This window comes from Caldimonas mangrovi, assembly GCF_023721835.1.
GTDB classification, from domain to species: domain Bacteria; phylum Pseudomonadota; class Gammaproteobacteria; order Burkholderiales; family Burkholderiaceae_C; genus Caldimonas; species Caldimonas mangrovi.
Genome location: NZ_JAMKFE010000012.1, coordinates 148,033 through 172,464, shown reverse-complemented (window position 1 = coordinate 172,464; position 24,432 = coordinate 148,033). Strand labels below are relative to the sequence as shown.

The following is a 24,432-nucleotide window of genomic DNA, read 5'->3' as shown; positions in this document are numbered from 1 at the left end:
CTGGCGTCGGTGGTGTCTTTACGGCGGTGCAGGTTGTCGTAGCTGTGGCTGGTGGTCAGGCCGAAGCCGGCCACGCCGGGGGCCTGGACCTGCTTGGTGGGGTTGCCTTCGGCGTCGTATTCGTAGTGGACCACCGGCGCCGGTGAGACCGGTGGCGGGGGCAGGGTCTGGGCCCAGCCGGGACTCAGGAGCGCCAGCAGGGTCAGTGGCGCGCAGGCGCGCACGATGGGGTTGTACATGGGAGCCTCCCTCAGGATTTATTGGATCGAGCCGGTGGACTGCTGCAAGCGCCCGAGCGCATCGAAGGCGCGGCTGAGGTTGCGCGCGAGCACGCCCTCGGGGTCGGTGACCTGTTCGGCGGTGCGGTTGCCGGCGTTGTCGAGTGTGTAGGTGATGGTGTTGCCGGCCTGGTCGCTCAAGCCGGTGAGGCGATGGGCGTCGTCGTAGTGGTACTCGACGTAGCTGGCATCGGGCTGGGTGACTCGCTTGAGCAGGCCGGTGGGCTCGTAGGTGTAGGTGGTGGTCTGGCCGGCCACCGTGACGCTGGTCAGGCGCTGGCGCAGGTCGTAGGTGGAGTCGGTGATCACGCCGTTCGCATCGATCGACTGCAGCACCTGGCCGTGCGGGTTGTAGCGGGTGTAGCGGGTCACCTGGCCGGCGGCGTTGGTGACTTGCTTCAGGTCGCCGCGGGTCCACTCCGAGGTGGTGTCGGGGTAGTACTCGTAGGTGGACACGTCGGCCACGTCGGTGCGGGGGCCGTCTTCAGTGAGCACCTGGCCGTATTGGTTGTAGGTGTAGGTCCACACACGAGCAGGGACACCGGCTGCCAGTGAAGCCGAGAAGCCTTGAGACCCGTTCGCATCGGTGGTGGCTTGCTCGACGCGTTTGCAGACCACGGCGATGGGTTTGCCGTCGGGCAGCAGGGCGGAAGAGGGGGCGCAGCTCGCCACAGCGCCGCCGGAGAACGGGTCGGGCTGGCCGTTGTAGATGGTCGTGGTGATGCGGCCGGGCTCGGCGACCTTGGTCTCTAGACGCCAGTCGGGGTGCCATTGCGTGCTGACCTTGCGCGAGCCGTTCGGCAACGCGACATCGGCTGCGGTGTAGGTGCCGCACGTCGCCGAGTTCGACAGTCCCTCAACGCGCACTGTCTCTAGGTTGCGGTCCAGGTCGTGGACGTAGCAGCTGCGCTTGCCGGTGAAGTCGTCGCGGCGGACGGAATTGCCTTGGGTGTCGTACTCGGTGATGCGGGTGGAAGCGGCGCAGCCGGCTCCCGCCGGCTGGCTCTGCGAAGTGAGCCGCGACGCGCCCTGAACGCTCGTCGCGTTCAGGTCCACCGCCTGCCCGGTGGGCAGAGTGACCACTGTGCCCTGCGGCGGCAGCCAGTGGTGGTCCCTCCAGATCACGCCCGCCTGCGCGTCGTACGTCTCGATGGTCTCCCACTTCGGAGCTGTTCCCCAAGCGACGCTGAACTTGTCGACGCCGCCAGCGGCCTCGGTGCTGATGGCTCGACCTTCCGTATCATAGCCATAGGTCACCGTGCGAGCCGTGTTCTCGTCCAGGATGCCGGTCAGCGCCCACGGATGGGCGGCGTTCTCGTAGAGGAACTGCCGCTGCGTCTGATCCGGCCAGGTGATGCGCTGCAGGTTGCCGTGGGAGTCGTAAGCGAACTCGATCGTCTGCTGCGCCGGGTCGATCAGTTGCTTGATGCGGATCGCCAAGCTAGGCTCGGATGGCTTCTCATAGATGAAGCGGATCGTGCGGCCGTGCTGATCCTGGATCGACAGTAGCAGGCCCGATGCCGGAGCAATCTCGACCGGCGTGCTACTGTTGCTGTAGGTGTACGTATGCACCGCACCCGAGGCCCGATTCACTCGCGTCAATTGGCCTGCGCCGTTGTAGGCCTCGTACGCGCTTCGTGCTGCGTCGAAGTAGCGGTAGCCCCCGGACACCACGCTTGCGCGGTCAGCGATATCTCTGTCAGGCAGATAGTCGTTCCAGTCGTCGAACACAAGACTGATCCACTGTCCGCCACCGCGAGATGCTTGAATACCTCGCTTTGCCCCCGTCTGGAGAACCAGCTTTTTGTGTGCTCCGCTTTCCCACATAGTTCCAAAAGAGGGCGGGGCGCTCAGATCGAATGAGATAGATGGATCGGTGCCAGGTACCTTGCGGCGGCTGTCGTAGCTAAGCATGAGCGGCTGACCCAGCCAGCGTCCGAGTTCGACTTCGTTGCGTTTACTGCCCGTCAACGGATAGATCGGCCGGCCATAGCGCGGCTCACAGTGCTGCGGTTTGTCTCGGTAGCGGTCGATTACGACAACAAAGGCTTGACAGTATTGTCCGGCGCCGTGGTAAAGGATCTTGCCCGTTCCGTCAGGACGATCGCATCCGCCGTAGTCGACGTGACCTCTCATCGAATATCCCGGCGGACAGTAGTACCCGCGAAACGGGTAACCGAGGGGTTTCTGCCGTGTCGTCAAGCACGTTCCCTTGTACTCAGTCGTCGCCTCATACGTCAGTGGGCTTGACCGGTTCACGAAGGCTGCACGCGCATCGCACGTAGCTTGGAATGAGCTATGGAATCCAGGCACGTTGCACGTATCCCCGTACACGGGCCCTAAAGGCGGACGAGTCCTTGTTTGCGCGTCTGCGTCAAGGTGAATACAGAACGCGAAAAGTAGACTTAGCGCTCTTGCGTCTCTATGCCTTGAAGCAACGACAGATGTTAATGCACTCGGGGTCTTGGTTATCATGAAGCTTTCCCTGCAGGCTTTGAAATAACTTTGCAAGCCAAGACGGCGAGCCCAATTTCACAATCTTTTCATCCTAGACGATTCCATAAATGCATTTCTGCACTGCGTCTAGTCCCACAATTCACATCGCAGGGAAAATGCTTCGCTGAGATAGTCAAATGCTGTTTTGGCTTGATCCCGACTCTCGAAGATGACGTCTCCGAGAGCCAGCGTGGGTGCCGTATCACCTGGAAATGCAGTCAACTGTTCCACGACTAGATTCGATAGCGTTTCTCGAATTACAGCCAGATTTTGCTTAAGTAAGAACCGATCTTCTGCGGTGCGTAAACTCGAAGGGTTTAGTGAGACTCTGGCTCCAGGGTAAATGGGGATGGCGAACTCCATTTCTCCAGAGACTTGTCCCACTGCAGTGCCATCGCTGAGATATGCGGAAAAATCAATCCAAAACTTTGTTGGCATAACTCACCTTGCCGGAGTATTTGGTACGTGAACGCCCATGGCGCGGATAATTTCAGGGGTCATATCACAACCCATCCTTTGTCCCAGTGAAATCATTGAGTTAATGGTTTCGATTCTATGAATTAGATCGCGCTGATGCCCGATCCATGTAGTGGCGGTTCCAGTAATCGATGGATTCGGCGAGGAGTAGGCGTTGCCGAAGAGATTGCCGGGGTCACGTTGCATATGGCCCATTTTTTGGTATGCCATATCAATAGCCCGATTCGTCGCATTCTTGATTTCAGAGCATGGATCTCCGGAGTTTGCGCAGTATTTGTCGAATAGTCCCTCCTCTTTCGGCGTCATGTTCTTCGGCCGAGGCTGGCCCATCATTGCATTCCATGCGAGCTGCGCCCTTCTAGCGAGATCGTGCTGTGCCGTTATGGATGGATTTGGGATACCAATCACCGGATTTGAAAAGTCCCGATCAAGATCGGGCGCTAAGCCTAGAGCGTCCGTCCATGCTGTTGGGCGGTTGAAGGTGTAGACGTAGGTATTGATGCCCCCCGCCAAGCCGATCGGATCCGATTGAACGTACCTTCCCACGGTAGCGTCGTAGTCGCGGAAGTAGTTGTAGTGCAACCCGGTTTCTTGGTCGAAATACTGCCCCGGGAACCTGAGGTTGAAGGTGAAATTCCCGAGCCCATCGGGGTTGTTCTCAGCGGCGGTGGACCCGAAGGGCTCGGCGAGCATCCAGCGCCACCGGCGCTGATCGGCCTGGTTGCGCACCATGCGCGGCGTGTTCAGGTGGTCGACATGGATGTAGTAGACCGTGGGCGGATCACTGGCGGTGGCGCCTGGGGTGAACACCGCCACCGGCGTGTTGCCCATCCAGACGTACTCCTTGATCGCATGGCCATTGCGGTCGTACTCGCCGAGCAACTGCCCGTCCAGGTCATAGACGAACAGCACCGTGGTGGCCGCACCGGCGCTGTTGTACTTGCGCACGCGCTGGCCGTCGGCGTTGTGGGTGTAGGTGTAGCTGGTGCCGGCCTTGGTCAGCTGGCCCAGCCGGTTCTCCAGTGAATAGGTGGCCGTGTAGCCCAGGCCCGAGTCGGTGGTGGTATTGCCCACCGGGTCGTGCCCGAAGCTGCGGCCGGTGCCGACCGCCTCGAGCCGGTTGCTGGTGTTCGAGACCGTGTAGGCGCTGGGGCTGCCGTTGAGCACCGCCTGGGTGCGGTTGCCGTTGGCGTCGTAGCTGAAGCTCCAGCTGCCCTGTGCGGTGACGACACTGGTCAGACGCCCCAGCTCGTCATAGCCGAACTGCTGGTCGGCGCTGGCCTCGCTGGCGCCGGTGGTGGCATTCCAGTGGGTATAGGCCGTGATGCGGTTGGCCGCGTCATAGGTGAGGTCGCGGATGGCCCCGCCCAGCGGGTAGCGCACCAGGCGGCCGTACAGGTCGTAGACCCGCTGGTGCGCCTTGGTGCCGCTGTTCAAGTGCCAGTTCCAGCTCACCGGCGGGCCGAACGGGCTGTAGCGGATGTCGCTGAGCAAGGGCTGGGCGCTGGCGCCGGCCGTGGGCGCCAAGGACAGTCCGGTGAGCTGGCCCTGGGTGTAGCTGTAGCTCAGCTGGCGCCCGGACGGGTAGACGAGGTGGCTCAAGCGGCCGGTGCTGTCGTAGCCGTAGGCTGTGCTGTGCGTGATCTGCACGCTGTTGGCGCCGTTGGCCGGCAGCAGCGCCTGGGTGTGCTGCACGATACGGCCGAACTCGTCGTAGCGGTAGCGTGTGGTGCCGGCCGGGAAGCTGGCGGTGGTCAGCCGGCCGATGCCGTGGCCGAAGTCGGTGCCGCTCTGGTCATAGGTCCAGCCGAAGCTGCGGCTGTTGTGGCCGCTCTGGCTGTAGACGATCTGGGTCAGGCGGTTGAGCGCGTCGTAGCTGTAGGTGGCGGTGACACCGCGGGCATCGGTGGCGGTCTTGAGGTTGCCGGCGGCGTCGTAGGTGTAGCCGGTGGTGCCGGTGTCGGGGCTGATGAGCTGGGTGGCCTCGCCCAGGCCGGTGCGCGGGTACTGGGTGACGAGACTGCGGGGGTCGGTGACCTGGGTGGTGCGGTCCAGGCCGTCGTAGCCGAACTGGATCTTGCCCTGCCTGGCGTCGGTGGTGTCTTTACGGCGGTGCAGGTTGTCGTAGCTGTGGCTGGTGGTCAGGCCGAAGCCGGCCACGCCGGGGGCCTGGACCTGCTTGGTGGGGTTGCCTTCGGCGTCGTATTCGTAGTTCACCACCGGCGCCGGTGAGACCGGTGGCGGGGGCAGGGTCTGGGCAAGTGCTGAGCAGGCCCAGGCCAGGGGCAGCAGCGCCAGCGTGCGCGCCAGGATGTGGTGGTTCATGGAGGCCTCCCTCAGCGTTTTTGGATCGAGCCGGTGGACTGCTGCACTCGCCCGAGCGCATCGAAGGCGCGGCTGAGGTTGCGCGCGAGCACACCCTCGGGGTCGGTGACCTGTTCGACGGTGCGGTTGCCGGCGTTGTCGAGTGTGTAGGTGATGGTGTTGCCGGCCTGGTCGCTCAAGCCGGTGAGGCGGTGGGCGTCGTCGTAGTGGTACTCGACGTAGCTGGCATCGGGCTGGGTGACGCGCTTGAGCAGGCCGGTGGGCTCGTAGGCGTAGGTGGTGGTCTGGCCGGCCACCGTGACGCTGGTCAGGCGCTGGCGCAGGTCGTAGGTGGAGTCGGTGATCACGCCGTTGGCGTCCACGCTCTGCAGCACCTGGCCGTGGGGGTTGTAGCGGGTGTAGCGGGTCACCTGGCCGGCGGCGTTGGTCACTTGCTTGAGGTCGCCGCGGGTCCACTCCGAGGTAGTGTCGGGGTAGTACTCGTAGGTGGTGACGTCGGCCACGTCGGTGCGGGGGCCGTCTTCAGTGAGCACCTGGCCGTATTGGTTGTAGGTGTAGCTCCACGTGCGAGCAGGGACACCGGCTGCCAACGAAGCCGAGAAACCCTGCGAGCCGTTCGCATCGGTGGTGGCCTGCTCGACTCGTTTGCAAACCACGGCGATGGGTTTACCGTCGGGTAGCAGGGCGGAAGAGGGGGCGCAGCTCGCCACAGCGCCGCCGGAGAACGGGTCGGGCTGGCCGTTGTAGATGGTCGTGGTGATGCGGCCGGGCTCGGCGACCTTGGTCTCAAGACGCCACTCCGGGTGCCACTGGGTGCTGACCTTGCGGGAGCCGGTGGGCAGAGTCGCACCTGGAACCATGAAGGCGCTGCATGTCGCCGAAGCACTCAGCCCCTCGACCCGTGTCGTCTCCAGGTTGCGGCTCAGGTCGTGGGCAAAGCAGACGCGCTTGCCGGTGAAGTCGTCGCGGCGGACGGCGTTGCCTAGAGTGTCGTACTCTGTGGTGCGCGTGGACGCGGCGCAGCCGGCCCCGGCCGGTTGGCTCTGCGAGGTCAGTCGTGAAGTGCCCTGAACGCTGGCGACTTGGAGGTCGACGGTTTGCCCGTTGGGCAGCGTGACCTGCGTGCCTTGCGGTTGCAGCCAACGGTGATCGCGCCAGATCACGCCTGCTTGTTCATCGTAAGTCTCGCTGACTTGCCACCTCGGGGCGGTGCCCCAGGTGACGCTGAACTTGTCGGCACCCCCGGCCGCTTCGGTGCTGATAGCCCGGCCTTCCGTGTCGTAGCCGTAGGTCACCGTGCGGGCGTTGTGCTCGTCCAGGATGCCGGTCAGTGCCCAGGGGTGAGTGGTGTTCTCGTAGAGGAATTGCTGCTGCTTCTGGTCCGGCCAGGTGATGCGCTGCAGGTTGCCATGGCTGTCGTAGGCGAACTCGGTAGTCTGCTGCGCCGGGTCGATGAGCTGCTTGATGCGTATTGGCAGGGAAGCCTCGGGCGGCTTCTCGTAAGTGAAGCTGATCGTGCGGCCCTGCTGGTCCTGGATCGACAGCAGCAGCCCCGCGGCGGGGGCGATCGTCGCCGGGGTGGCGCTGTCGCTGTAGGTGTAGGTGTGGACAGCGCCGGACGCGGTCTTCACGTTCAACAGCTGACCGGTGCTGTTGTAGGTCTCGTATGCGCCTCGGACAGCATCAAAGTAGCGCCAGCCGCCGGACACCGCACTGATGCGATCGGTGATGTCGGTATCGGGCGCATAGTTGCCTGAGCCGGCGGAAACGAAACTGACCCAACGGCCGGCCCCGCGCGATGCCTGGATCGCGGGCTTGGAGCCTGACTGGAAGACCAGCTTCTTGTGGGCGCTGCTCGTCCACAAGGGGCCGAAGGAGGGCAAGGCCGCCAGATCGAACGTGAGGGCCGCGTCGTTACTGGGCACCATGCGGCGCGTGTCGAAGGCCAGCTTCAATGGCTCGCCCAGCCAGCGGTCCAACTCAATCTCGTTGCGCTTGCTGCCGGTCAGCGGGTAGATCGGGTTGCCGTAGCGCGGCTCGCAGCTTTGCGGCTTGTCGTGGTCGCGGTCAACGTAGGGGATGCACTGGTTCTTCGAAAGGACCCACGTTTTGCCGGCAGGGCAACGGCAGGTGCCGTAAGTGACGTGCACCCCTCCCGGGCAGTAGGTGATGGCCGTGGCCCAATACTGGTTTGGCCAGCCGTCCTTGCTGATTGGCCTCATGCATCCTGAGTAGCCGCTCAGCAGACCGATTCCGCATTCGCGTGGCGCAGACCACTCGCAAGCACGGTATGTGCGGCAGAACTGGTCTTCTTGTTCACGTTCCAGGAAGGCGTCTATTGCTTCATCGGTGGCTTGAACGCACTGGCCGGGCGGTGAACCTTCAAGGCATGCGGGGTAAGCATCGGCCGTGGTATGGACCGCCACCACAAAAAACAAAGCAAGAGCGCCTAGCGCGTTTGCCCTTCGGGTTGCTCCGGACCGCCCCCATACTCTCGTTCCCATGTTCCCTCGGCCTTCGGGTCTTCTGTTGGATGCAATCTCGATGAGTTCGCCCTATCTGCGCTCGACGAGAGCGCGCCAGTATCCCGAGAACCGGTTACAGCTCCATACCCCCGTTTGGGGGTAGCTCGTAACTTTACGAAACCAAAACGCTGGAAAAGTGAAAATGTGCTCGCGCCGACGAGCTGCGGCGCGTGCGCCCAATCCATAATCGCACCCGCTACAGAGGAGAGGCAGGGCAGGAGCGATCTGCCCGTCCAGTCAAACAAAGAGGGAGGAAGAGGTGAACAAGGTTCGAGGCGCCCGCCGCCGCATCGGTCGCCACGGCGGCTTCACATTGCTGGAGCTGCTGGTCGTCATCGCCATCATTGGCCTGCTCGCTTCATACGTGGGCCCGCGCTTCTTCGGCCAAGTCGCCAAGTCCGAGGTGAAGGTGACGCAAGCCCAGATCGAGGCCTTCGGCAAGGCGCTCGACACCTACCGGCTCGATACCGGCGCCTACCCGACCACCGTTCAATCGCTCTCTGCGTTGTTGGTGAAGCCGGAAGGCGAGGCGAAGTGGGCCGGGCCCTACCTGCAGAACAGCGTGCCGCTGGACCCGTGGGGGCGTGCCTACGTCTATCGCGCCCCCGGCGAACAAGGGCGCGACTACGAAATCGTGAGCTACGGCAGGGACGGCCAGCCCGGCGGTGACGCCGAGAACGCCGACATCCGGTCGTGGCGCTAGTGCCAACCGCGCACTGAAAGACGACCGTGGCTCGCATCGACGTCTGGGTGGCTCAGGACGGCGGCCCGCCGCGGCGCTTGGCCGTCGAAGCGACGTCCCGCGACGCTGCATTCGCGCAGGCGGCGTCGATGGGGCATCAACCCATCGGTGCGGTCGGCCTGGGCATTTCAACGAAACGTCCGTTGCGGCGCAGAAGAGCGGCCCCACGCCTGGCGAGCGACCTGTTCTGCGAACAGCTCTCGTCGCTGCTGCAGGCAGGGATCGGACCGGTCGAGGCCATCAAGGCCTTGGCCCAGCAGGCCGGGTCAACTTCGGAAGGTGCAGTGCTGCAAGGCATCTTGAGCGACTTGCAACAAGGCCGGACGCTGGCCCAGGCGCTGGAGCATGCCGAGCGGTTCGATCCTTTGCTGGTCGCGCTGGTTCGAGCGTCGGAGGAGACCTCGGACCTGACGGTCGCGTTACAGCGATACCTGCAGCACGCGCGGCAGGCTGACGCCGTGCGACAGCGCATCATCACGGCCAGCGTCTACCCGATGCTGCTGCTCGTGGTGGGTGGCTTGGTGATGCTGTTCCTGCTCACCTACGTCGTGCCGAGGTTCAGCGGCATCTTTGCCAGCATCCACACCGAGCTCCCGTGGTCGGCGCAACTGCTGTTGCAATGGGGCAATCTGGTCAAGGCCCATGGCGCCTGGATGGCGGCCGCCGCCGTGGTGCTCGCGGCGTTCGGCATCGGCGCATGCAGTTCGCCGCGGCTGCGCTCTCGTGCTGTGGCAGCGGTGCTCGAGCAACGTCATGTCGGCAGATATGCGCGACTGGTGTATCTCGCGCGTCTGTATCGAACCACCGGCACGCTGATCGAAGGGGGCATTCCGTTTGTGCGTGCCTTTGGGATGGCGAGCGCGCTGCTGCCGCATCACCTGCAGGCGACAGCGGCAAGCGCTTTGCGGAGTGTGCAGGAAGGGACATCCGCTTCTGCGGCACTGGCCGCGGCCGGGCTGGCCACGCCCGTGGTCGAGCGCTTGCTTCACGTGGGACAACGCAGCGGTGAAATGGGGCCGATGCTCGTCAAGGCGGCAGCTTTTCACGAAAGCGAGACCGCCCGGGCCATCGAGCGCTTCATGCGAGCGCTGGAGCCGACCGTCATGGCGGTGATGGGGCTGGCCATCGGCGCCATCGTTGTGGTGATGTACCTGCCGATCTTCGAACTGGCCAGCGCGATTCGATGAGCAGCACCTCGATTTCGCTGGACGAGATCCGCGCTGCGGTGGGCGCATTGCAAAACGGTGGTCCGTCGGTGCAAGAAGCGCTCGCCGACCTTGAGCCGCGCGCAGGGCGTCCTGCAATGCTGGCGGAGGCCTTGGCGCTGGAATGCGACAGCACCGACCTCACGGGCTGGCGGCCCGACTTTGCGCGCATCGCCTACACGGTGGCACTCGCGCGCGGGGTGGCAGCGGCAACCCGCGAGACCACCACCGCTCTTCTCATCACTGACCCGTCCCATGCCAGCGTGCTGAACTGGGCCCAATCCCAAGGCCCGGTGTTGAAGGAGGTTTTGGTCGACCCAGGCGCCTTCAAGGCCTGGCTGTCCGCCTACGAAGCGACGGCCGTTGCGCAAGCGGCGGCGGGTAAAGACGAGCCCCTGACGCCCGGACCCACAAAAACCGTGCTGGCCGCCGAGGAGTTGTCGGCCGACAGGCTGGAGGCCACCACCAGTTCGGTGGTGCGCTTGGTCAACGCCACGCTCTACGAGGCATTGCGGTCCGGCGCCAGCGACATCCACGTCGAGACCGACCCGCGTGGCCTGGTCATCAAGTACCGCCTGGACGGCGTGCTGCGCCAGGTGCGCGAGGCGAAGGACCCGCTGGTTGCCGAGCAGGTCATCTCGCGCCTGAAGGTGATGTCGGAACTCGACATCGCAGAACGCCGCGTGCCGCAGGACGGGCGATTGCAGGTGCAGATGCAGGGGCGCACGATCGATGTCCGTGTCTCGATCATGCCGAGCATCCATGGCGAAGACGCAGTGCTGCGCATTCTCGACCGGCAACACCTGGCTCAGTCGCTGCAAGAGCTGACGTTGGCAGGGCTCGGTTTCGAGGCCGAGCTCGCTGGGCGGGTGCTGCGGCTTGCCCGCCGGCCGCATGGCATGGTGCTGGTGACCGGCCCGACCGGCTCGGGCAAGACCACCACCTTGTATGCCGCCATCAACGAAAGTTGCTCGACGCAGGAGAAGGTGATCACGATCGAAGACCCGGTCGAGTACCAACTGCCGGGTGTCCTGCAGATTCCGGTCAATGAGCGCAAGGGCTTGAGCTTTGCCCGGGGCCTGCGCTCCATCCTCCGGCACGACCCCGACAAGATCCTGGTGGGTGAGATACGCGACGGCGAAACCGCCCGCATTGCGGTGCAGGCCGCACTGACGGGCCACCTGGTGTTCACGACCGTCCACGCGAACGACGCGCTCGATGTGCTGGGGCGCTTTCAGCAGTTCGAGATCGACCGTTACTCCGTGGCGGCCGCCCTCAACGGTGTGCTGGCCCAACGCCTGGTGCGCCGGCTTTGCGCCTGTGCGCAGCCGGCGGCGGCCCCGTCGGGGCATGAGCAAGGCAGCTGGCGCCAGGCGAACGGCTGCCCCGCGTGCCTGGATACCGGCTACCGAGGGCGGTTTGCCATCGGCGAGCTGCTGGTGATGTCGACCGAACTGAAGGCGATGATCGTGGATCACGCGCCGTACCAGGAGGTGTGGGCGCTGGCGCGCCGGCAGGGCTTGCGCACCCTGAGGGAGCAGGCAATGGACGCCGCGTCGAAGGGATGGACCAGTTTCGACGAGGTCCAGCGTGTCACGGCCGAGGTTTGATGGCATGAAGTGGTTGGCACCCCGACGTTGGACCCTGTGGCTGGAACCGGGCCATGCCAGCCTGTGGCCTCAGTCGACGGGGAACGAGGGGCGAACGCGGCTCGACTGCTCGCCCGACGAGCGAGGACTGGAAACGTTGCTGCCCCCATGCCTGGCCCAGGTGCGTGAGAAGGGAGGGCGGACGCTGGACATCGTGCTGGGAAGCCGCTTGTCGCCGTGTTTGCATCTCGACCTCGGGCCCGAGGCGTTGCCGGAATCCATCAAGAACGACTGGATGCAGCAGCAGTTCGACAAAGCCTGGCCCTGCGAGGGCGGGTGGACCCTGCAGGCCGATCGTGCGACGAACCAGGGTCGATTGGCGATCTATGGTTTGTCTCGCAGCTTGCATCAGTTGCTGGCGCGCGAAGCCCGGGCCGCGCAACTCTCGGTGCGTTCGATGCAGCCTGCGCTGGCGTGGGTGTGGCGTCATCGACTGCCGGCGGCGCTCGCGATACGACGCGCGCGCTTTCCCGAGACCTCGCTCGAGCCTTTCTGGGTCGTGGTGCAAGAGACCGACAGGATCGTGGCTGCCGCGTGCAAGCAAGACCGGGTGGAGGCGCTCGCCATACTTCCCGTCGTGGCGGGGAGCTCTCGCCACGCTGATCTGCGAGGCATGTTGACGAGGTGGGAGGCCCGCCTGGGCTTGGTACCGTTGCCCGGTGCCATCTGGTTCTCGCCGGACCTCGAGGTCACGGCCGTCGACGAAGGGGAGGGTTCTGCGGTGATTTCTGCTCCGCTCTTCGCCAGTAGCGTCTCCAAAAGACCCACCGGCGCGGCAGAGAGTTTGGCGGCCAACGGGCTGCAGGAGACGTGAGTGGGCATCCAGCATGTGAATTTCGCTCGGCGCGGCATCTCCTTCGGTGGGGGCGTGGCCATCCTTTGTGCCGGGGCGCTCTGTGCCGCCTGGGCCCTGAAGGCGTGGGACAACGCTGACCATCAAACCAGTCAACTGACGACGGAGATGGCTGCGCTGCGGGCCGCTCAGCAACAAGATGGGTCTCGTCTTGAGCCGGCAGCACATCTCGTCGCCCGCTACCCCGAGGCGAGCCGTGCGCTGCAAATCGATTGGCAGCGCATCTTCACCGCGTTGGAAGCACCGTTGCCCGAAGGCATACGTCTGGAGAGCGTCGCCCCGGACGTTGCCGCCGGGACCATTCGCATCGCAGGCCAGGCCGACACGATGGCCGGTGCGTCCGACTATCTGGCTCGCTTGACGATGGCGGGCTTGTCGCAGGTCCGCCTGGTGTCGCACCAGGCGCTGGACCCTGCGGCGCCGTCCGGACCCATCAGGTTCGCGCTTGTTGCGCGCTGGAACGAGCATGCACGCTGACGGTATGGCGACGGTGTGGCATGGTCTTCGCGACCGTTGGCGCGGCACGCCCGCTCGCGTCCAGTGGATGGTGGGGGCCGGCGTTTTGCTCGCCGCTGTGGCGGCCTTTGCGATTGCAGGGCCGATCGCCCGGGCCAACGCCGTGCAGGTCGGCCTGGCGCGCGAACTCGCCGAGCTTCGCGAACGCACCGTGAAGCCGGCCGAGCCCCTGCCGCGGCCCGCTGCGAGCGTCTCGACATGGTGGCGCCACCTTGCCGATGAGCGTGGGCTTCCCGACGTTCTGCAGACCCTGTTCTCTGCTGCCCAGCTGCAGCACGTGGCGATTGCCTCGACGGAACACCATCAGGTTGCGCAGCGGAACGAAGAACTGCCCTACTACGAAATTCGCCTGGACGCCCGTGCTGCCTATCCTGCCGCGCGTCGTTTCATCAACCAGGTGTTGCTGACCGTGCCAGGTGTCGCGCTGACCCAACTCAGCTTGACCCGCGAGGCAGGGGGGAGCGCAGAGCCGCGCTGGCGCATGACCTTCGTGATCTTCATGAGGCCGGCGCAATGAACCGGCGGTTGGTGTTTCTGCTGATGGCCCTTGCAGGGCTGATCGCGCTGAACCTCTTCGACCCGCCAGGCGAAGAGGTCGAAGCGGCGGTCGTGAACGCGACGCAAGCGCGCACACGCGCCGCACCGGGGCCCGTTGAGAGATCGCGACCCGGCGAGGTGCCTGCGGACAGCGCAATGGCAGCAGAAGTTCCCCGGCCGCTCTTGAAAGAGCCGATGGGTGATCCTTTCGGGGCGTCGGTCACGGCACGCGCGCCGGAACCGCCGCCGAGGGTCGAGATCGCGCGCCCCCCGGTGCCGACTGCGCCCGCCCCCCCGCCGCCGCCGTTGCGTCCGCCCTTCGCGGCGATCGGTTACTGGGAGGAGGACGGCGCGCCAACGCTGTTTTTCAACGGCGCCACGACATTCAAGGCGCGCGTCGGCGACGCGCTCCCTGGGGGCTTCAAGCTCACGCAAGCCAGTCCTACCGGCTACCAACTGCTGCACGAGGTGACCGGGCAGGTCCTGACAGGCCAAGTCGGCGAGAGCCGCTCCCCGACACCACCGACGCTGGCGCGGCATCCATGAACCCACCCTCTTCACCATGCGCATGACGAACTCAGCTGTCCCGAGACTCCGTGAGGCGAGCGCAGCGCGCGGCGCCGGTGTCGCACTGTTGCTGGCCCTCGTGTTGAGCGGGTGCGCCGGATATCAGCACTTCAGCACGGGGAAATCGCAGATTGCGGCGGGCAACCGGGCCGCGGGTGTGGCAGAGCTGAGGCGGGCCATGGAAGCCAACCCATCGAATGCCGAGTACCGAAAGACCTACTTCGAGCAGAGGGAGCAAGCACTCCGGGACGCGCTATACCGTGCCGAGCTCGCGATGGACGACCGCAACTTCGACGCAGCGAGACAGCACCTCGAGTCCGCAAGAAGCCTGGAGCCGCGGGATCCGCGAGTGACCTCCGGCGAAGAAAGAATTTCAGTGGCCGAACGCCATGCCGGGCAGCTGGACACCGCAGAGGCCCAAGCGCAAGCCGGCAAGTTTGACGAGGCACTCCAGCTGGTGCAGCTTGTGCTCAAGGAGAACCGGGCCCATCGCCGCGCTGCCGTGCTGCAACGACGGTGGTCGCGCTCGAGGGTGGATGCAGCAGGACACAAGGGAAGGGCCGCCCCCCAGCTGTCGGCGGCATACCGAAAACCGGTGACGATGTCGTTCGTGAACGCCACGCTGCTGCAGGTGTTCGAGTCCTTGAAGCTGGCCTCGGGGCTGAACTTCATGTTCGACCGCGATGTCCGCATGGACAGCCGGGTGACCATCTCGGTGGCCGGAAAATCGGTCGAGGACGTCCTCAGACTGCTGCTCGCCACCAATCAACTGGAAAAGCGCGTCCTCGATGCGGACACGGTCCTGGTGTACCAGGCGACCGCGAACAAGCAACGCGAGTACCAGGAGTTGGTCACACGCAGCTTCTATGTGTCCAACGCGGACATCCAGAAGTCGGCCAACCTGGTCAAGACGATCGCGAAGGCGCGCGACGTCTTCATCGATGAAAACCTCAGCCTGCTGGTCGTGCGCGACACCGCCGAAGTGATTCGCATCGCCGAGCGTTTGCTGGCCAACCAGGATCTGCCGGAGCCCGAGGTGATGCTGGAGCTCGAAGTCCTCGAGGTGGCGAGCAACAGGCTCACGGAGCTCGGTATCCGCTGGCCGGACGAGGTCAACGTAAGTGTGCGGGGCAGCAACGGAGCGGCCGGTCAACTGACGGTGCCGGAAGTCAGGAACTTCAACTCCGACCTGGTGCGGCTGCAGTTCAACGATCCCGTCGCCGGGGCTCGGCTGAGGGCGGAGCGCGGCGATTCGAATCTGCTGGCCAACCCGCGCATCCGCGTTCGCAATCGTCAAACCGCCAAGATACTGATCGGCGAGCGGGTGCCGGTGATCACCACGACCAGCACCGCCGGTGTCGGGTCCTCGCAAAGCGTCAACTACCTGGACGTCGGCCTGAAGCTGGAGATCGAGCCCAACGTGTCGCTCGACGACGAGGTCGGCATGAAGCTGGCGCTGGAAGTCAGCAACATCCTGGAAACCATCAACCGGGGGACGACCCAAGCCTACCGGCTCGGCACTCGCAATGCCTCGACACAGCTGCGAGTGCGCGATGGTGAAACACAGATCCTGGCGGGCTTGATCCAGAGCGACGAGCGGCGCTCCAACACGGGGCTGCCCATCGCCAACGAGGTCCCGCTCTTGAACAAGCTGTTCGGGCAAGGTTCGAACAGCAACACCAAGACCGAGATCGTGCTGCTGATCACACCGCGCATCGTCCGCAACATCCCCATTCCGGGCCCTGAGCAGATCGAATTCCTCTCCGGCACCGAAGGGAGTGTCGGCGCTGCACCCATCCAGCTGCGCCCTGCCGAAGGCGGCCCCTCAGTGCCGCCGCGGGTGCTCGGCGCGCCTGCGGCACCGGTGAGTCCGGTGCCGGCACCGGCCCCCGGCCCTGGTGCGCCGCCTGGGGCTCCTGCGGTTCCGCAGGGATCCGGCACCTATCCGCCGACGTTCACGCCTCCTCCCATCGTGCCGAACTGAACATGCTGCCTTGCTCGTGCAGACTGTCGCCTCGCGCCGGCCGCGGCTTTTCGCTGGTCGAGCTGCTGGTCGTGCTGGCGATCATGGCGGTCCTCGCGACGGTTGCGTTCCCGCTTGCCGAGCTGGCGCACAAGCGCCAGAAGGAAGAAGAACTGCGAGTTGCGCTGCGCCAGATCCGGGATGCCATCGATGCCTACAAGCGGGCCGTCGATGAAGGGCGCATTGCACGGGCGGCCGACGGTAGCGGTTATCCGCCCAGTCTGTCCGTGCTCATGACGGGTGCTGAAGATGCGCGGGCCGGCAACGGCGGCAAGCTGTACTTCCTGCGGCGCATTCCCACGGATCCGTTTGCGCCGACCTCCGCTCCAGGAGAACCGCAACGTTCAGGCGTGCGCGACCTACAAGACCCCCGGTGGGGATTGCGATCGTACGCCAGCGAACCGAACGACCCACGCCCCGGCGAGGATGTCTACGATGTGTACAGCCGTTCGAACGACGTCGGCCTGAACGGGGTGCCGTACCGTGAGTGGTGAACCCGTGAGACAGGGCCCGAGCGGGTTCACGCTCATCGAGCTGCTGGTCGTGATGGCGATCGTCGCCACCCTGCTGGCCCTGGTCGGCCCACGTTACTTTGCTTCGGTGGACCGGTCGAAGGAGACCGTGCTGAAGACCAACCTGCGCATCACGCGTGAAGCGATCGACCAATTCCACGCGGACGCCAGGCGGTATCCGCAGACGCTGCAGGAACTGGTCGATCAACGGTATCTGCGCGAGATACCGCAAGACCCGATCACCGAGCGCCGCGACACTTGGATCCTGCTGGCGCCCGGTGCCGACGGCAGCGGCCGTGGCGGCGAGGCCCGAGCGATCTATGACCTGCGCAGCGGCGCTGCCGGCGTGGGGCGCGACGGAACCGAATATGGCTCCTGGTAGCACCGAGCGGCCACGACGGCACAGAATGGATCTGCAACGGCGGCAGGCCGGCTTCACCTACATCGGCGTGCTGGTCGCGGTGGTCATCATGTCGATCGGACTCGCGGCCGTCGGCGAGCTGTGGTCTGCCACCGCGGAGCGTCAGCGCAAACAGCAGCTCGACTGGATGGGCGAGGAGTTCGTGCAGGCCATCGGGTCGTACTACTACGCCTCTCCGCCTGGAAACCGGCGGTTTCCGCCTGACCTTCAAGCCCTGCTCGCCGACACGAGGTTTCCGTTCATGAGGCGTCATTTGCGCCGCATCTACCTGGACCCGTACAGCGCGACGCAGCAGTGGGGCACCGTCCCCGCCCCGGACGGCGGCGTGATGGGCATCTATTCACTGGCCGCCCCGGGCGATTCAAGAAAGGTGTTTGCCTTCACGCCGTTGGTGACGGAAGCTGGCGTTCGTTGAGGATCTAAGGAGCTCGCCATGCGGGGGGAGCGACTGCGCATCCTCTCACTGCGCCGAGACAGCCGCACTCGGCTCATTGGCGCGTCTTGTCGGCCATCCACGCACCCAAAGGGCACCGAATGGCAGGTGGTCTACATCCCCACCGCTTCCATCCCATATGACTTCCTCGACCCGCTCGGTCGAGCAGGTCGAGGAAGAGCGGCAGCTGCCGTGTGTGGCGGTGACACAGGCCCGGCAGCACTTGTATCCACAGAGCGTCTCCGACCGGCGCGTCTGGGCATTGCTGACGCGCTTCGTGCCGCCGGTGTTCGAAGCGCGCCAACCGATGCTGCGCAAGGGAGAGAGCGAAGTGCCGAGCACCGCGGGGCCATTGCCCGTCGTGCGGGAGCACGCGTATTCATCGCCTACCAGGGCACGGCACAATGTGGCCAACAACAGATTTGCCACCGAAATGGCCGCGCCATATGGCTTTGCTACCGGCGACGGCTGCTTCAATGCGGGCATCCAACGGTTCCGCGCGATCTGGCAGGTCGCCCGCTGTCCCTGCCATTCGATGCGTGGATTGCGCCGCACGAAAGGTGAGGGAATGGGCTGGTTGTCGAGGTGGCTCAAATTGGGCCTGGAAACACCGGTTTCCTGGGAAGCGTGGCTCTTGGAAGCACGCTCAAGCAGCGGCTATCGACGCGAGGCAGCCGTGCGCGCGTTGGCCCTGTCCGGCGACGACAGAGCCCTGCCGGTCCTGCTCGAGCGGGCCAACGATTGGGTGCCGCAGGTCCGGCAAGCCGCTACCCGGGCCGTGGGTGCATACCTGCGCGAAGAGCATCTCTCAGCATGGCGCGCAGCGCTGCCGATGGTTGCAGCCCTGCAGCGCGCCCGACGAGCCGACCATACCGAGCTGCTGAGCGCCATCCTGGCGTTTCTCGCCCAGCCGATGTGTCTTGCCGTACTCAAAACCGACTTGGTCTCGCCGCATCGGGAGGTGCAGCGCTTGTTGTTCCAAGTCGAACTCTCGGCTGTGCGGGACGACAGCTCGCGGTACCAACTGCTGCGCGGCGCCGTTTTGTCCGCCGACCTTGTGGTCGCCAGGGGAGCGTTGTCGGCGATCGAGGCGTTGACTAACCCGGAGCAACGCCTGTCGCTTGCGGGTGTGGCCTGCTATTCCCGCGTCGCCGCAATTCGCGCCGGCGGCTTGCGCGCCGCGTTGGCCGGCGGCCGCGCCTCAAGCTGCAGCCTGGCGCGCAAAATGTGCGAAGACCGGTCGGAACAGGTTCGCAGCGCCGCTGTCGCTGCCTTGGCACCCGAGGATTGCGCGCACGTCGCCCAAGCTGCGCGCGATCGGTTCGAGGGCACCACCAACGCGCGCGATCGGGCGGTGGCGCTGGATGTTCTGTGCGTGCTGGTTCCTGACGACACGGCGCGGTTGTGCGTGCGCGGCAGGGGCGATGGCGCGCCCCTGGTCCGCTGCATCGCGTATGCCAGATCCTTCGCCAGCGCAGACAGCGAAGAACGGGATCGGCTGGTCATGTTTGCGCTGGAGGATGCGTCGGCCCGTGTTCGCCGCTTGGCGGCGATCCAGGTTCGACGGGGTGCCAGCCCGCCACCGCGCGAATGGCTCCGTGCGCTGGTGCAGAGGAACCGCGTGGCGCTACCGAGCGTGATGTCGGTCGGTCGGCGTTTGTCGCCTTGGAGCCGATTGGCGCTGCTGCTCGAGTTGTCGCTATCGTTCGCGGATGAAGACGAAGGCATGCGAGGCGTCAATGAAGAGATTCGGCGTTGGAGTGCTGACATGGCGCGCTGCTTCCTCAGCCCTTCGGTGCAGGAACTGCTGATCGTGCAGCGTGCGTGGACGGGAGCACGCGACGGGCTGAAGTTCGACAGCCAGCGCGACGTCGCCGCCCACCTTCGAGCCTTCAAGGTCCTCGGTGGATAGGCAGCGGCTGCGACGGGGGCCGACAGGCGCTACGCTGGCCGTAGGATCCCGATCTGAGTCGCTCCTGCCATCGCTTGCTTGCCATCGCGCATCAACTCCCGCCAGCCCATGAACTTCATGTGTCAAGCCTGTGAGCTGCACTCGGCCAACGTCGAGGAAGGCGCGGACGACGCCGTGGAACCTTATCGGGTCTGTGGAGGTTGTAACTCGCGACTCCTGAGTCGATCGCTGCGGCCGCGGGAGTGGTTCAACCTCGCCAAGCGGCACGGCCCGGCAAAGTTTCTGCTGCATGACGACTTTTATGACGACGATGGCATCGCTTCCCAACCGGAAGACGAGGTTGATCAGGCTGATCGCTTCCCGGCGCCGACGCTGGGCGAGGCATGCCAGCAAGCTGCCAGCCTGCTCGACTACTCGGTGACGCGCTGGCAACTGGACGAGCCCGTCTGCACTGCGTGGACGCGCCTGCCCCCCGACGACGTCCTGGCCGCACTGGTGAGCCGCTTTGATAAAACTCGCAACCCGACCGTCCGGTCGGTCGTGTTGGAGGTGGTGGCGCTGATCGGCGCGCCGGGCGCGACGTTGGTCCGGCGGGCTTGGCACGAGTGGCCTGAGTACGGCGCCTTCGCCGCTTTGCTGCAGGCGACGGCTGCGTGTCTGCCAGTTGACGAAGGTCTGCAGCGGGCGTTCGAGGCCTTGGCGTCCATGCAGGAGCGCGACCGCCGGCAGGCATTCGGCGCCTTGGCGCATTTTCGGTCGGAGCGCGTCCTCGACTGGATCGAAGCGAATGCCGGCGAGCCGTCAGTCGAAGCCTGGGGGTATCTGGCTGCCGCCTGCAGCTTCGGCTGGCCCAGGGCGGAGCGTTGGCTGAGGGACGGCCGGCCGCTGAGCTTGATCGCCGTCGATGCCTTGCTGGCCATCGCGCGGCCACGCACGGCGTTCCTGCGTAAAGTGCGGCCCGTGTTGGGTAACCCTCCTAGCGAGCACGAGCTGCGTGAGGCAATCCGGGACATGATGCAATCCGACCCGGTTCCCCGGGTCAAGCAGCGAGCAGACGCACTGCTCGCCTTGGTGCCGGAGCTTGTCGACAGCAGACTGGGCGGCGAGGCGGGGAAGGTTGAGTGCTAGCTGCAGTCCAGCAAAGATCGGCAACTCCCCAATCAATGGAAGACGTTCTTGATCGCGTGTGCCAGGCACTTGCCATCCTCGTCGACCGGGAGCCCGCTAAAGACTGAACAGAGACGTTTGCGACTGACGGCGCGAGCGTCAGCGCTGACCGTCACCGGCCATTCGATGGTCGGCCCCTCGAAGGACAGCGACACCACCAGGACCGGGTATTCGATGATTGGCGGCAGAGACTTGGTCTGAGCCGCCGGGGCCTCCCCGACCAATGCGTGCTGCCGACCCACAGCGGGTGTTCGACCAAAGATGGAGCGGACATCGGTCAAGAGTACGCCTGCACAGCCAGAGTACGGCGCCTCCAGCTTGAGTTGAAAAGCGGGTTAACGTAGAATACCAACTTAACGACTTAACCGAAACAGAAGAAGCATGGCCTCAGTCAATAAGGTGATCCTGATCGGCAACCTCGGGCGCGATCCCGAGCTGCGGTACACACCGGCTGCCCGGGCTGTCCATGAGCGATATCTCAATGCACTCGGGGAATACCACTCGGCCTTCTCGCAGCTTGGGCAAACACAGTTTGCCGAGGCAGCTCGCAAGCTGGCGCAAGCATTTCGTGAGCTTCGCGAGCTGGCCTCTCCGTTCATGGTTCCGAAAAAGATGCCGGCGCTCGGCATCCGCCTGTGCAACCGCATTGCTGCGTTCTTTCATGCAGGCAAAGTCGATGCCCGCAACCTCCCATGAGTCGAGATATGAAGTCAGCACAACACCTAATCTCCTCAACCGACTCCCGCATCAGCACGCGGGCACGCACGAAGAACACTCCCTCGAACGATTTCGTTTCCCTCGCTGAGACCAAAGCCTTGATGGCCGGGAGTCTGGCCATGCGTCAACAACGGCTCGACGCCGGCGACATGGTTTCGACCGACGAAGCTGCGCAAATGACCGGAACCACCCGCGTGACGATGAATGCATGGATTGACAGCGGTCGTGCCATCGGTCTGACGCGCATCAAGCGTGGCTTCCGCTTGCCGAAGTGGCAATTCGACGCACCCATGTGGGACACGTTGCCGCGACTGACCAAGGCCTTGGGCACGAATGAAGGGTGGGCGGTTCTCACCTTCCTCGAAACACCTCATCCCGGCCTGGACGGTGCGACGCCGCGCCAAGCGATCGAGCGAGGAATGCAGGACCGTGCGGTGACCCTGGCTGGAGCGGAGAGCAGCTGACACTCTTCACTCATGAAACTCGCAGCTCTTGGAAACGTCTCGCCCTACCGCTTGGCGCAAGGCCATTCGCTCTACCGCATCCAGCGGCCCACCGTGACGGGGGCCGCTCTTGGGCGGGGACCACTCCACCTCGCACCGATCGGCGCAATGTCCGGGCGCTTCGACCTGGCCAAACTCCCGTGTGCCTACCTGGCAGAGGCGCCCGGCACCGCGCTGTATGAAGCAGTCTTCCGGCGCGAAGCGACCGGCGTGTCCGTCGCGGGCCTTCTGCAACTGCGCGAGTTGCTGGCCATCCAGACCCTCGCCGAATTCGTCCTGGCTGATCTGCGCCCGCACGCGACGGCCTGGCCAGTCCTGCAGTCGCTTCGCTTCTCCGAGACACAGCAGCTGGCTGACGATGTGCATCAGGCAGGCTTCGACGGCATCATCTACTGCTCCGCACAGCACTTCGCGCAGGCCTGCGTGGTCCTGTTCAACCCGGACGCTGCCGCCATGAAGGCCCTCTGGCGGGTGGCGCTGGCCAACGCAGCAGGCGCGGTCAACAAATGGGTTGCCGACGCGGCCACGCATTCGTTGGTGCCATTGGTGCCCTGAAGGCGCGAGGTTCTTCAGTGTCATGCGGCGGCCGACGCGCGGTCGTTGCGAAATCCGGGTCACAAGACCCCAGAATCACCACCAAGTGAGCGGCCACGCAGAAGGTCGCAGCAACTTGAGGGAGGATTTCATGCCTGTCATCGGCAACGAGCGAATCGCCAACGGGCCACACCCTTTCTGGCTGGCCACCTGCGACATTGACACCCACGCGCGGGGCTCCAACAACGCCCGCAACGACACGCCCTGGGCGGCGTTCACAGCTGACGGGAAGCGCCTGGTCTGCACGATCTGGAACGACCTGGTGGCCGACATCCTCGATCCGCTGACAGGCCAGGTTCGGCGGTTCGTCGTCATCGGTGGCCGCTCCAACTACTGGAAGGGCGGTGCGGTCAAGCGGGGGCGTGAGTGCCTTGAACGTCTGCAGAAGGCGCGCGGCGAGCAACTACCCGTGTATGCCTTCGAGGTCTCAGCATCCGGCGAGGCGCAGCTCAAGGTATCGCGCAGCATCCATCGGGTCTACATGGACCGCGTCCATCTACTGAAGCAGCACTTCGGGCTGGAGGTCGATGCGTTGAAGGCACGCCTGGGCATCATCGAAGCGATCGCCGACCGCTGGAAGTCGCCGGATATCGATGCGCTGCACAGCGGCATGCTCTTTGAACTGGTCCCGGCAAGGGGCGACATTCCAGGGGCTGGCTGGGTGCCCGACGGGCATCGCGGACCGCAGCGCGATGAGGATGCAGCCGAGCCGGGCGGCGCGCTGCACTGGGCACAGCTCGCCTTGCCTATCTTGGTCGACCACGTGCGTCGCCAGACCGACGACGAGCTGCTGCCTCTGACATACGAGCAACTGGCTGAGCGGCTGGGTCGCGTCAACCGGCATGGCCACGCATGGGCCCGCGGGCTGGGCTATCCACTGGGCATGGTCACCCGGTTGATCGAGGCAGCGACCGCCGACTGGCCTGAGGCAGAGAAGCCGCCCTACCTGACCACCGTCGTCGTCTCGAAGTCCGGTACCGATGCCGGCCTGCCTGACACCGGCATCAAGGATCGGTGGCCCTGGTTCAACGAGCTGACCCGCGAAGAGAAGCGTGCGCGGGTGCGGGACGAGTACCGCCGGATCATGGCCTACGGCGATCGTTGGCTCGACGTGCTGAACATGGCGAGGCTGGCGCCGGTGACTGACGTCGAACCGCCCAAGGGCGAAGGCCAGGAGGAAGTAGATGGCCACGGCGGCTGGGGTGGTGGTGAGTCACCCGAACACTTGGTGCTGAAGCAGTACGCGCTCGCCCATCCTGAGTTGTTTGACGCGCCGACGGAGTTTGCCCAGGCCGAGTACCCGCTGCTGTCGGGGGACGTTGTCGATGTCTTCTTCCGGGACATGAGCGCCTGGACCGGCGTGGAGGTGAAGTCCATCAAGTCGGCCGACGACGACCTGGAGCGCGGCATCTTCCAGGTGGTGAAGTACCGCGCCGTGCTCAAGGCACAAGCCGAAATCTACTCGGACCGATCGCCCAAGATCACGGTGTTGCTCGCGGTGCAGCGGCCGCTGCCTCGCGCATTGCAGCGGGTTGCCACGCAGCTCGACGTCCCATGGGTGGTGGTCACCGTTCCGGCAAATCCATGAGGCCGTTCGACCTCGGCCCAGCCGCGTTGTCCCGGAGGAGTGCTGAGAGCTGCTTTCGAGTGCGCTTCTGGAGTCGGTGTGATCCAGCTCGGCATGCCCTAGTGTCCTGTCGCAGAAATACGTTTCGCGATCCGCTCGATCTTTTGCAAGATTGAGTCGGCGGTAGCAACCCACTGGAACGGCGTGGCGTCGGCGTTGTAGCGTTGCACGAACAACTCGACCTGCTGTTTGAGTTCACGCACGCTGGTGAACGAGTTGCGTCGGATGGCGCGCTCGGTGATCAGCGCAAACCAACGCTCGACCTGATTGAGCCAGGAGCTGTAGGTCGGAGTGAAGTGCAGGTGGAATCGCGGGTTGCGCGCCAGCCACGCCTTGACCTTGGCGCGCTTGTG

At 64.8% G+C, this 24,432-nt stretch carries 22 protein-coding genes and 1 pseudogene; 17 read left to right on the top strand and 6 right to left on the bottom strand.

All coding sequences use genetic code 11. The features are described from left to right. From M8A51_RS18770 to M8A51_RS18755, 4 genes are all read right to left on the bottom strand, one after another. Positions 1-239 (bottom strand): RHS repeat protein (locus M8A51_RS18770; protein WP_251780051.1); only part of this gene is annotated, 239 nt, incomplete at its 3' end. An 18-nt stretch (positions 240-257) separates the two neighbouring features. Continuing rightward, positions 258-2,009 carry a hypothetical protein gene (locus M8A51_RS18765; protein WP_251780050.1) on the bottom strand — a complete coding sequence of 584 codons (1,752 nt, stop codon included), beginning with the start codon at positions 2,007-2,009 and terminating at the stop codon, positions 258-260. Positions 2,010-3,215: 1,206 nt separating this feature from the next. Further along, positions 3,216-5,576, bottom strand: a complete 2,361-nt coding sequence (locus M8A51_RS18760) for an RHS repeat domain-containing protein (RefSeq protein ID WP_251780049.1) — start codon at positions 5,574-5,576, stop codon at positions 3,216-3,218. Between the two features lie 11 nt (positions 5,577-5,587). Continuing rightward, positions 5,588-7,798 (bottom strand): RHS repeat domain-containing protein, encoded by a 2,211-nt coding sequence (locus tag M8A51_RS18755; RefSeq protein WP_251780048.1) that lies wholly within the window; start codon positions 7,796-7,798, stop codon positions 5,588-5,590. A 562-nt stretch (positions 7,799-8,360) separates the two neighbouring features. Here M8A51_RS18755 and gspG point away from each other — a divergent pair. The 13 genes from gspG (at position 8,361) to M8A51_RS18690 (ending at position 20,599) form a co-directional block, all read left to right on the top strand. Then, positions 8,361-8,804 (top strand): type II secretion system major pseudopilin GspG, encoded by a 444-nt coding sequence (gspG, locus tag M8A51_RS18750; RefSeq protein ID WP_251780047.1) that lies wholly within the window; start codon positions 8,361-8,363, stop codon positions 8,802-8,804. A gap of 128 nt (positions 8,805-8,932) precedes the next feature. Further along, entirely contained in the window at positions 8,933-10,030 is a 1,098-nt protein-coding gene (locus M8A51_RS18745) for a type II secretion system F family protein (protein WP_251780060.1), read from the top strand. Next, a complete protein-coding gene (locus tag M8A51_RS18740) occupies positions 10,027-11,658 on the top strand; it encodes a GspE/PulE family protein (RefSeq protein ID WP_251780046.1) in 1,632 nt (543 codons plus the stop codon). Before M8A51_RS18745 ends, M8A51_RS18740 begins: the two co-directional genes overlap by 4 nt. A 4-nt stretch (positions 11,659-11,662) precedes the next feature. Continuing rightward, positions 11,663-12,511, top strand: a complete 849-nt coding sequence (locus tag M8A51_RS18735) for a hypothetical protein (RefSeq protein WP_251780045.1) — start codon at positions 11,663-11,665, stop codon at positions 12,509-12,511. After that, complete coding sequence (locus M8A51_RS18730; RefSeq protein ID WP_251780044.1) at positions 12,512-13,027, top strand: PilN domain-containing protein; 516 nt, start codon at positions 12,512-12,514, stop codon at positions 13,025-13,027. Next, positions 13,017-13,583 (top strand): hypothetical protein, encoded by a 567-nt coding sequence (locus M8A51_RS18725; RefSeq protein WP_251780043.1) that lies wholly within the window; start codon positions 13,017-13,019, stop codon positions 13,581-13,583. Before M8A51_RS18730 ends, M8A51_RS18725 begins: the two co-directional genes overlap by 11 nt. Then, on the top strand, positions 13,580-14,149 hold the full coding sequence (locus M8A51_RS18720) for a hypothetical protein (RefSeq protein WP_251780042.1): 570 nt from the start codon (positions 13,580-13,582) through the stop codon (positions 14,147-14,149). The genes M8A51_RS18725 and M8A51_RS18720 overlap by 4 nt, the downstream gene beginning before the upstream one ends. A 199-nt stretch (positions 14,150-14,348) precedes the next feature. Beyond that, on the top strand, positions 14,349-16,154 hold the full coding sequence (locus M8A51_RS18715) for a general secretion pathway protein GspD (protein ID WP_251780041.1): 1,806 nt from the start codon (positions 14,349-14,351) through the stop codon (positions 16,152-16,154). 2 nt (positions 16,155-16,156) lie between these two features. Beyond that, positions 16,157-16,687, top strand: coding sequence for a type II secretion system protein (locus M8A51_RS18710; RefSeq protein WP_251780040.1), 531 nt, complete (start codon positions 16,157-16,159; stop codon positions 16,685-16,687). Between the two features lie 4 nt (positions 16,688-16,691). Beyond that, positions 16,692-17,087 (top strand): type II secretion system protein, encoded by a 396-nt coding sequence (locus tag M8A51_RS18705; RefSeq protein ID WP_251780039.1) that lies wholly within the window; start codon positions 16,692-16,694, stop codon positions 17,085-17,087. A 25-nt stretch (positions 17,088-17,112) separates the two neighbouring features. After that, on the top strand, positions 17,113-17,541 hold the full coding sequence (locus M8A51_RS18700) for a type II secretion system protein (RefSeq protein ID WP_251780038.1): 429 nt from the start codon (positions 17,113-17,115) through the stop codon (positions 17,539-17,541). A gap of 157 nt (positions 17,542-17,698) precedes the next feature. Beyond that, positions 17,699-19,471 (top strand): hypothetical protein, encoded by a 1,773-nt coding sequence (locus tag M8A51_RS18695; protein ID WP_251780037.1) that lies wholly within the window; start codon positions 17,699-17,701, stop codon positions 19,469-19,471. Positions 19,472-19,579: 108 nt separating this feature from the next. Further along, positions 19,580-20,599 (top strand): hypothetical protein, encoded by a 1,020-nt coding sequence (locus M8A51_RS18690; protein ID WP_251780036.1) that lies wholly within the window; start codon positions 19,580-19,582, stop codon positions 20,597-20,599. Between the two features lie 32 nt (positions 20,600-20,631). Here the strand turns inward: M8A51_RS18690 and M8A51_RS18685 are convergent, their stop codons facing one another. Further along, positions 20,632-20,919: a hypothetical protein gene (locus M8A51_RS18685; protein WP_251780035.1), complete on the bottom strand. Its 288-nt coding sequence runs from the start codon at positions 20,917-20,919 to the stop codon at positions 20,632-20,634. Positions 20,920-21,019: 100 nt separating this feature from the next. Between M8A51_RS18685 and M8A51_RS26715 the strand changes: the two are divergent. The 4 genes and pseudogenes from M8A51_RS26715 to M8A51_RS18665 form a co-directional block, all read left to right on the top strand. Beyond that, a pseudogene (locus M8A51_RS26715) lies at positions 21,020-21,103 on the top strand (single-stranded DNA-binding protein); the annotation flags it as partial. A gap of 239 nt (positions 21,104-21,342) precedes the next feature. Continuing rightward, on the top strand, positions 21,343-21,819 hold the full coding sequence (locus M8A51_RS18675) for a MerR family transcriptional regulator (protein WP_251780034.1): 477 nt from the start codon (positions 21,343-21,345) through the stop codon (positions 21,817-21,819). 12 nt (positions 21,820-21,831) lie between these two features. Beyond that, a complete protein-coding gene (locus M8A51_RS18670) occupies positions 21,832-22,413 on the top strand; it encodes an RES family NAD+ phosphorylase (RefSeq protein ID WP_251780033.1) in 582 nt (193 codons plus the stop codon). 130 nt (positions 22,414-22,543) lie between these two features. Next, entirely contained in the window at positions 22,544-24,040 is a 1,497-nt protein-coding gene (locus M8A51_RS18665; RefSeq protein WP_251780032.1) for a hypothetical protein, read from the top strand. 98 nt (positions 24,041-24,138) lie between these two features. Here M8A51_RS18665 and M8A51_RS26590 read toward each other — a convergent pair. Beyond that, positions 24,139-24,432, bottom strand: a 294-nt coding sequence (locus tag M8A51_RS26590) for a transposase (RefSeq protein WP_368408570.1), incomplete at its 5' end; no start/stop codon positions are given.

What these genes read in the sequence shown, in the direction of transcription:
- M8A51_RS18670 (WP_251780033.1), top strand. Translation starts at nt 21,832, where the DNA reads ATGAAACTCGCAGCTCTTGGAAACGTCTCGCCCTACCGCTTGGCGCAA.
- M8A51_RS18700 (WP_251780038.1), top strand. Translation starts at nt 17,113, where the DNA reads ATGGATCTGCAACGGCGGCAGGCCGGCTTCACCTACATCGGCGTGCTG.
- M8A51_RS18665 (WP_251780032.1), top strand. Translation starts at nt 22,544, where the DNA reads ATGCCTGTCATCGGCAACGAGCGAATCGCCAACGGGCCACACCCTTTC.
- M8A51_RS18725 (WP_251780043.1), top strand. Translation starts at nt 13,017, where the DNA reads ATGCACGCTGACGGTATGGCGACGGTGTGGCATGGTCTTCGCGACCGT.
- M8A51_RS18760 (WP_251780049.1), bottom strand. Translation starts at nt 5,576, where the DNA reads ATGAACCACCACATCCTGGCGCGCACGCTGGCGCTGCTGCCCCTGGCC.
- M8A51_RS18690 (WP_251780036.1), top strand. Translation starts at nt 19,580, where the DNA reads ATGAACTTCATGTGTCAAGCCTGTGAGCTGCACTCGGCCAACGTCGAG.
- M8A51_RS18740 (WP_251780046.1), top strand. Translation starts at nt 10,027, where the DNA reads ATGAGCAGCACCTCGATTTCGCTGGACGAGATCCGCGCTGCGGTGGGC.
- M8A51_RS18675 (WP_251780034.1), top strand. Translation starts at nt 21,343, where the DNA reads ATGAAGTCAGCACAACACCTAATCTCCTCAACCGACTCCCGCATCAGC.
- M8A51_RS18720 (WP_251780042.1), top strand. Translation starts at nt 13,580, where the DNA reads ATGAACCGGCGGTTGGTGTTTCTGCTGATGGCCCTTGCAGGGCTGATC.
- M8A51_RS18745 (WP_251780060.1), top strand. Translation starts at nt 8,933, where the DNA reads ATGGGGCATCAACCCATCGGTGCGGTCGGCCTGGGCATTTCAACGAAA.
- M8A51_RS18695 (WP_251780037.1), top strand. Translation starts at nt 17,699, where the DNA reads ATGACTTCCTCGACCCGCTCGGTCGAGCAGGTCGAGGAAGAGCGGCAG.
- M8A51_RS18710 (WP_251780040.1), top strand. Translation starts at nt 16,157, where the DNA reads ATGCTGCCTTGCTCGTGCAGACTGTCGCCTCGCGCCGGCCGCGGCTTT.
- M8A51_RS18755 (WP_251780048.1), bottom strand. Translation starts at nt 7,798, where the DNA reads ATGAGGCCAATCAGCAAGGACGGCTGGCCAAACCAGTATTGGGCCACG.
- M8A51_RS18715 (WP_251780041.1), top strand. Translation starts at nt 14,349, where the DNA reads ATGGAAGCCAACCCATCGAATGCCGAGTACCGAAAGACCTACTTCGAG.
- M8A51_RS18735 (WP_251780045.1), top strand. Translation starts at nt 11,663, where the DNA reads ATGAAGTGGTTGGCACCCCGACGTTGGACCCTGTGGCTGGAACCGGGC.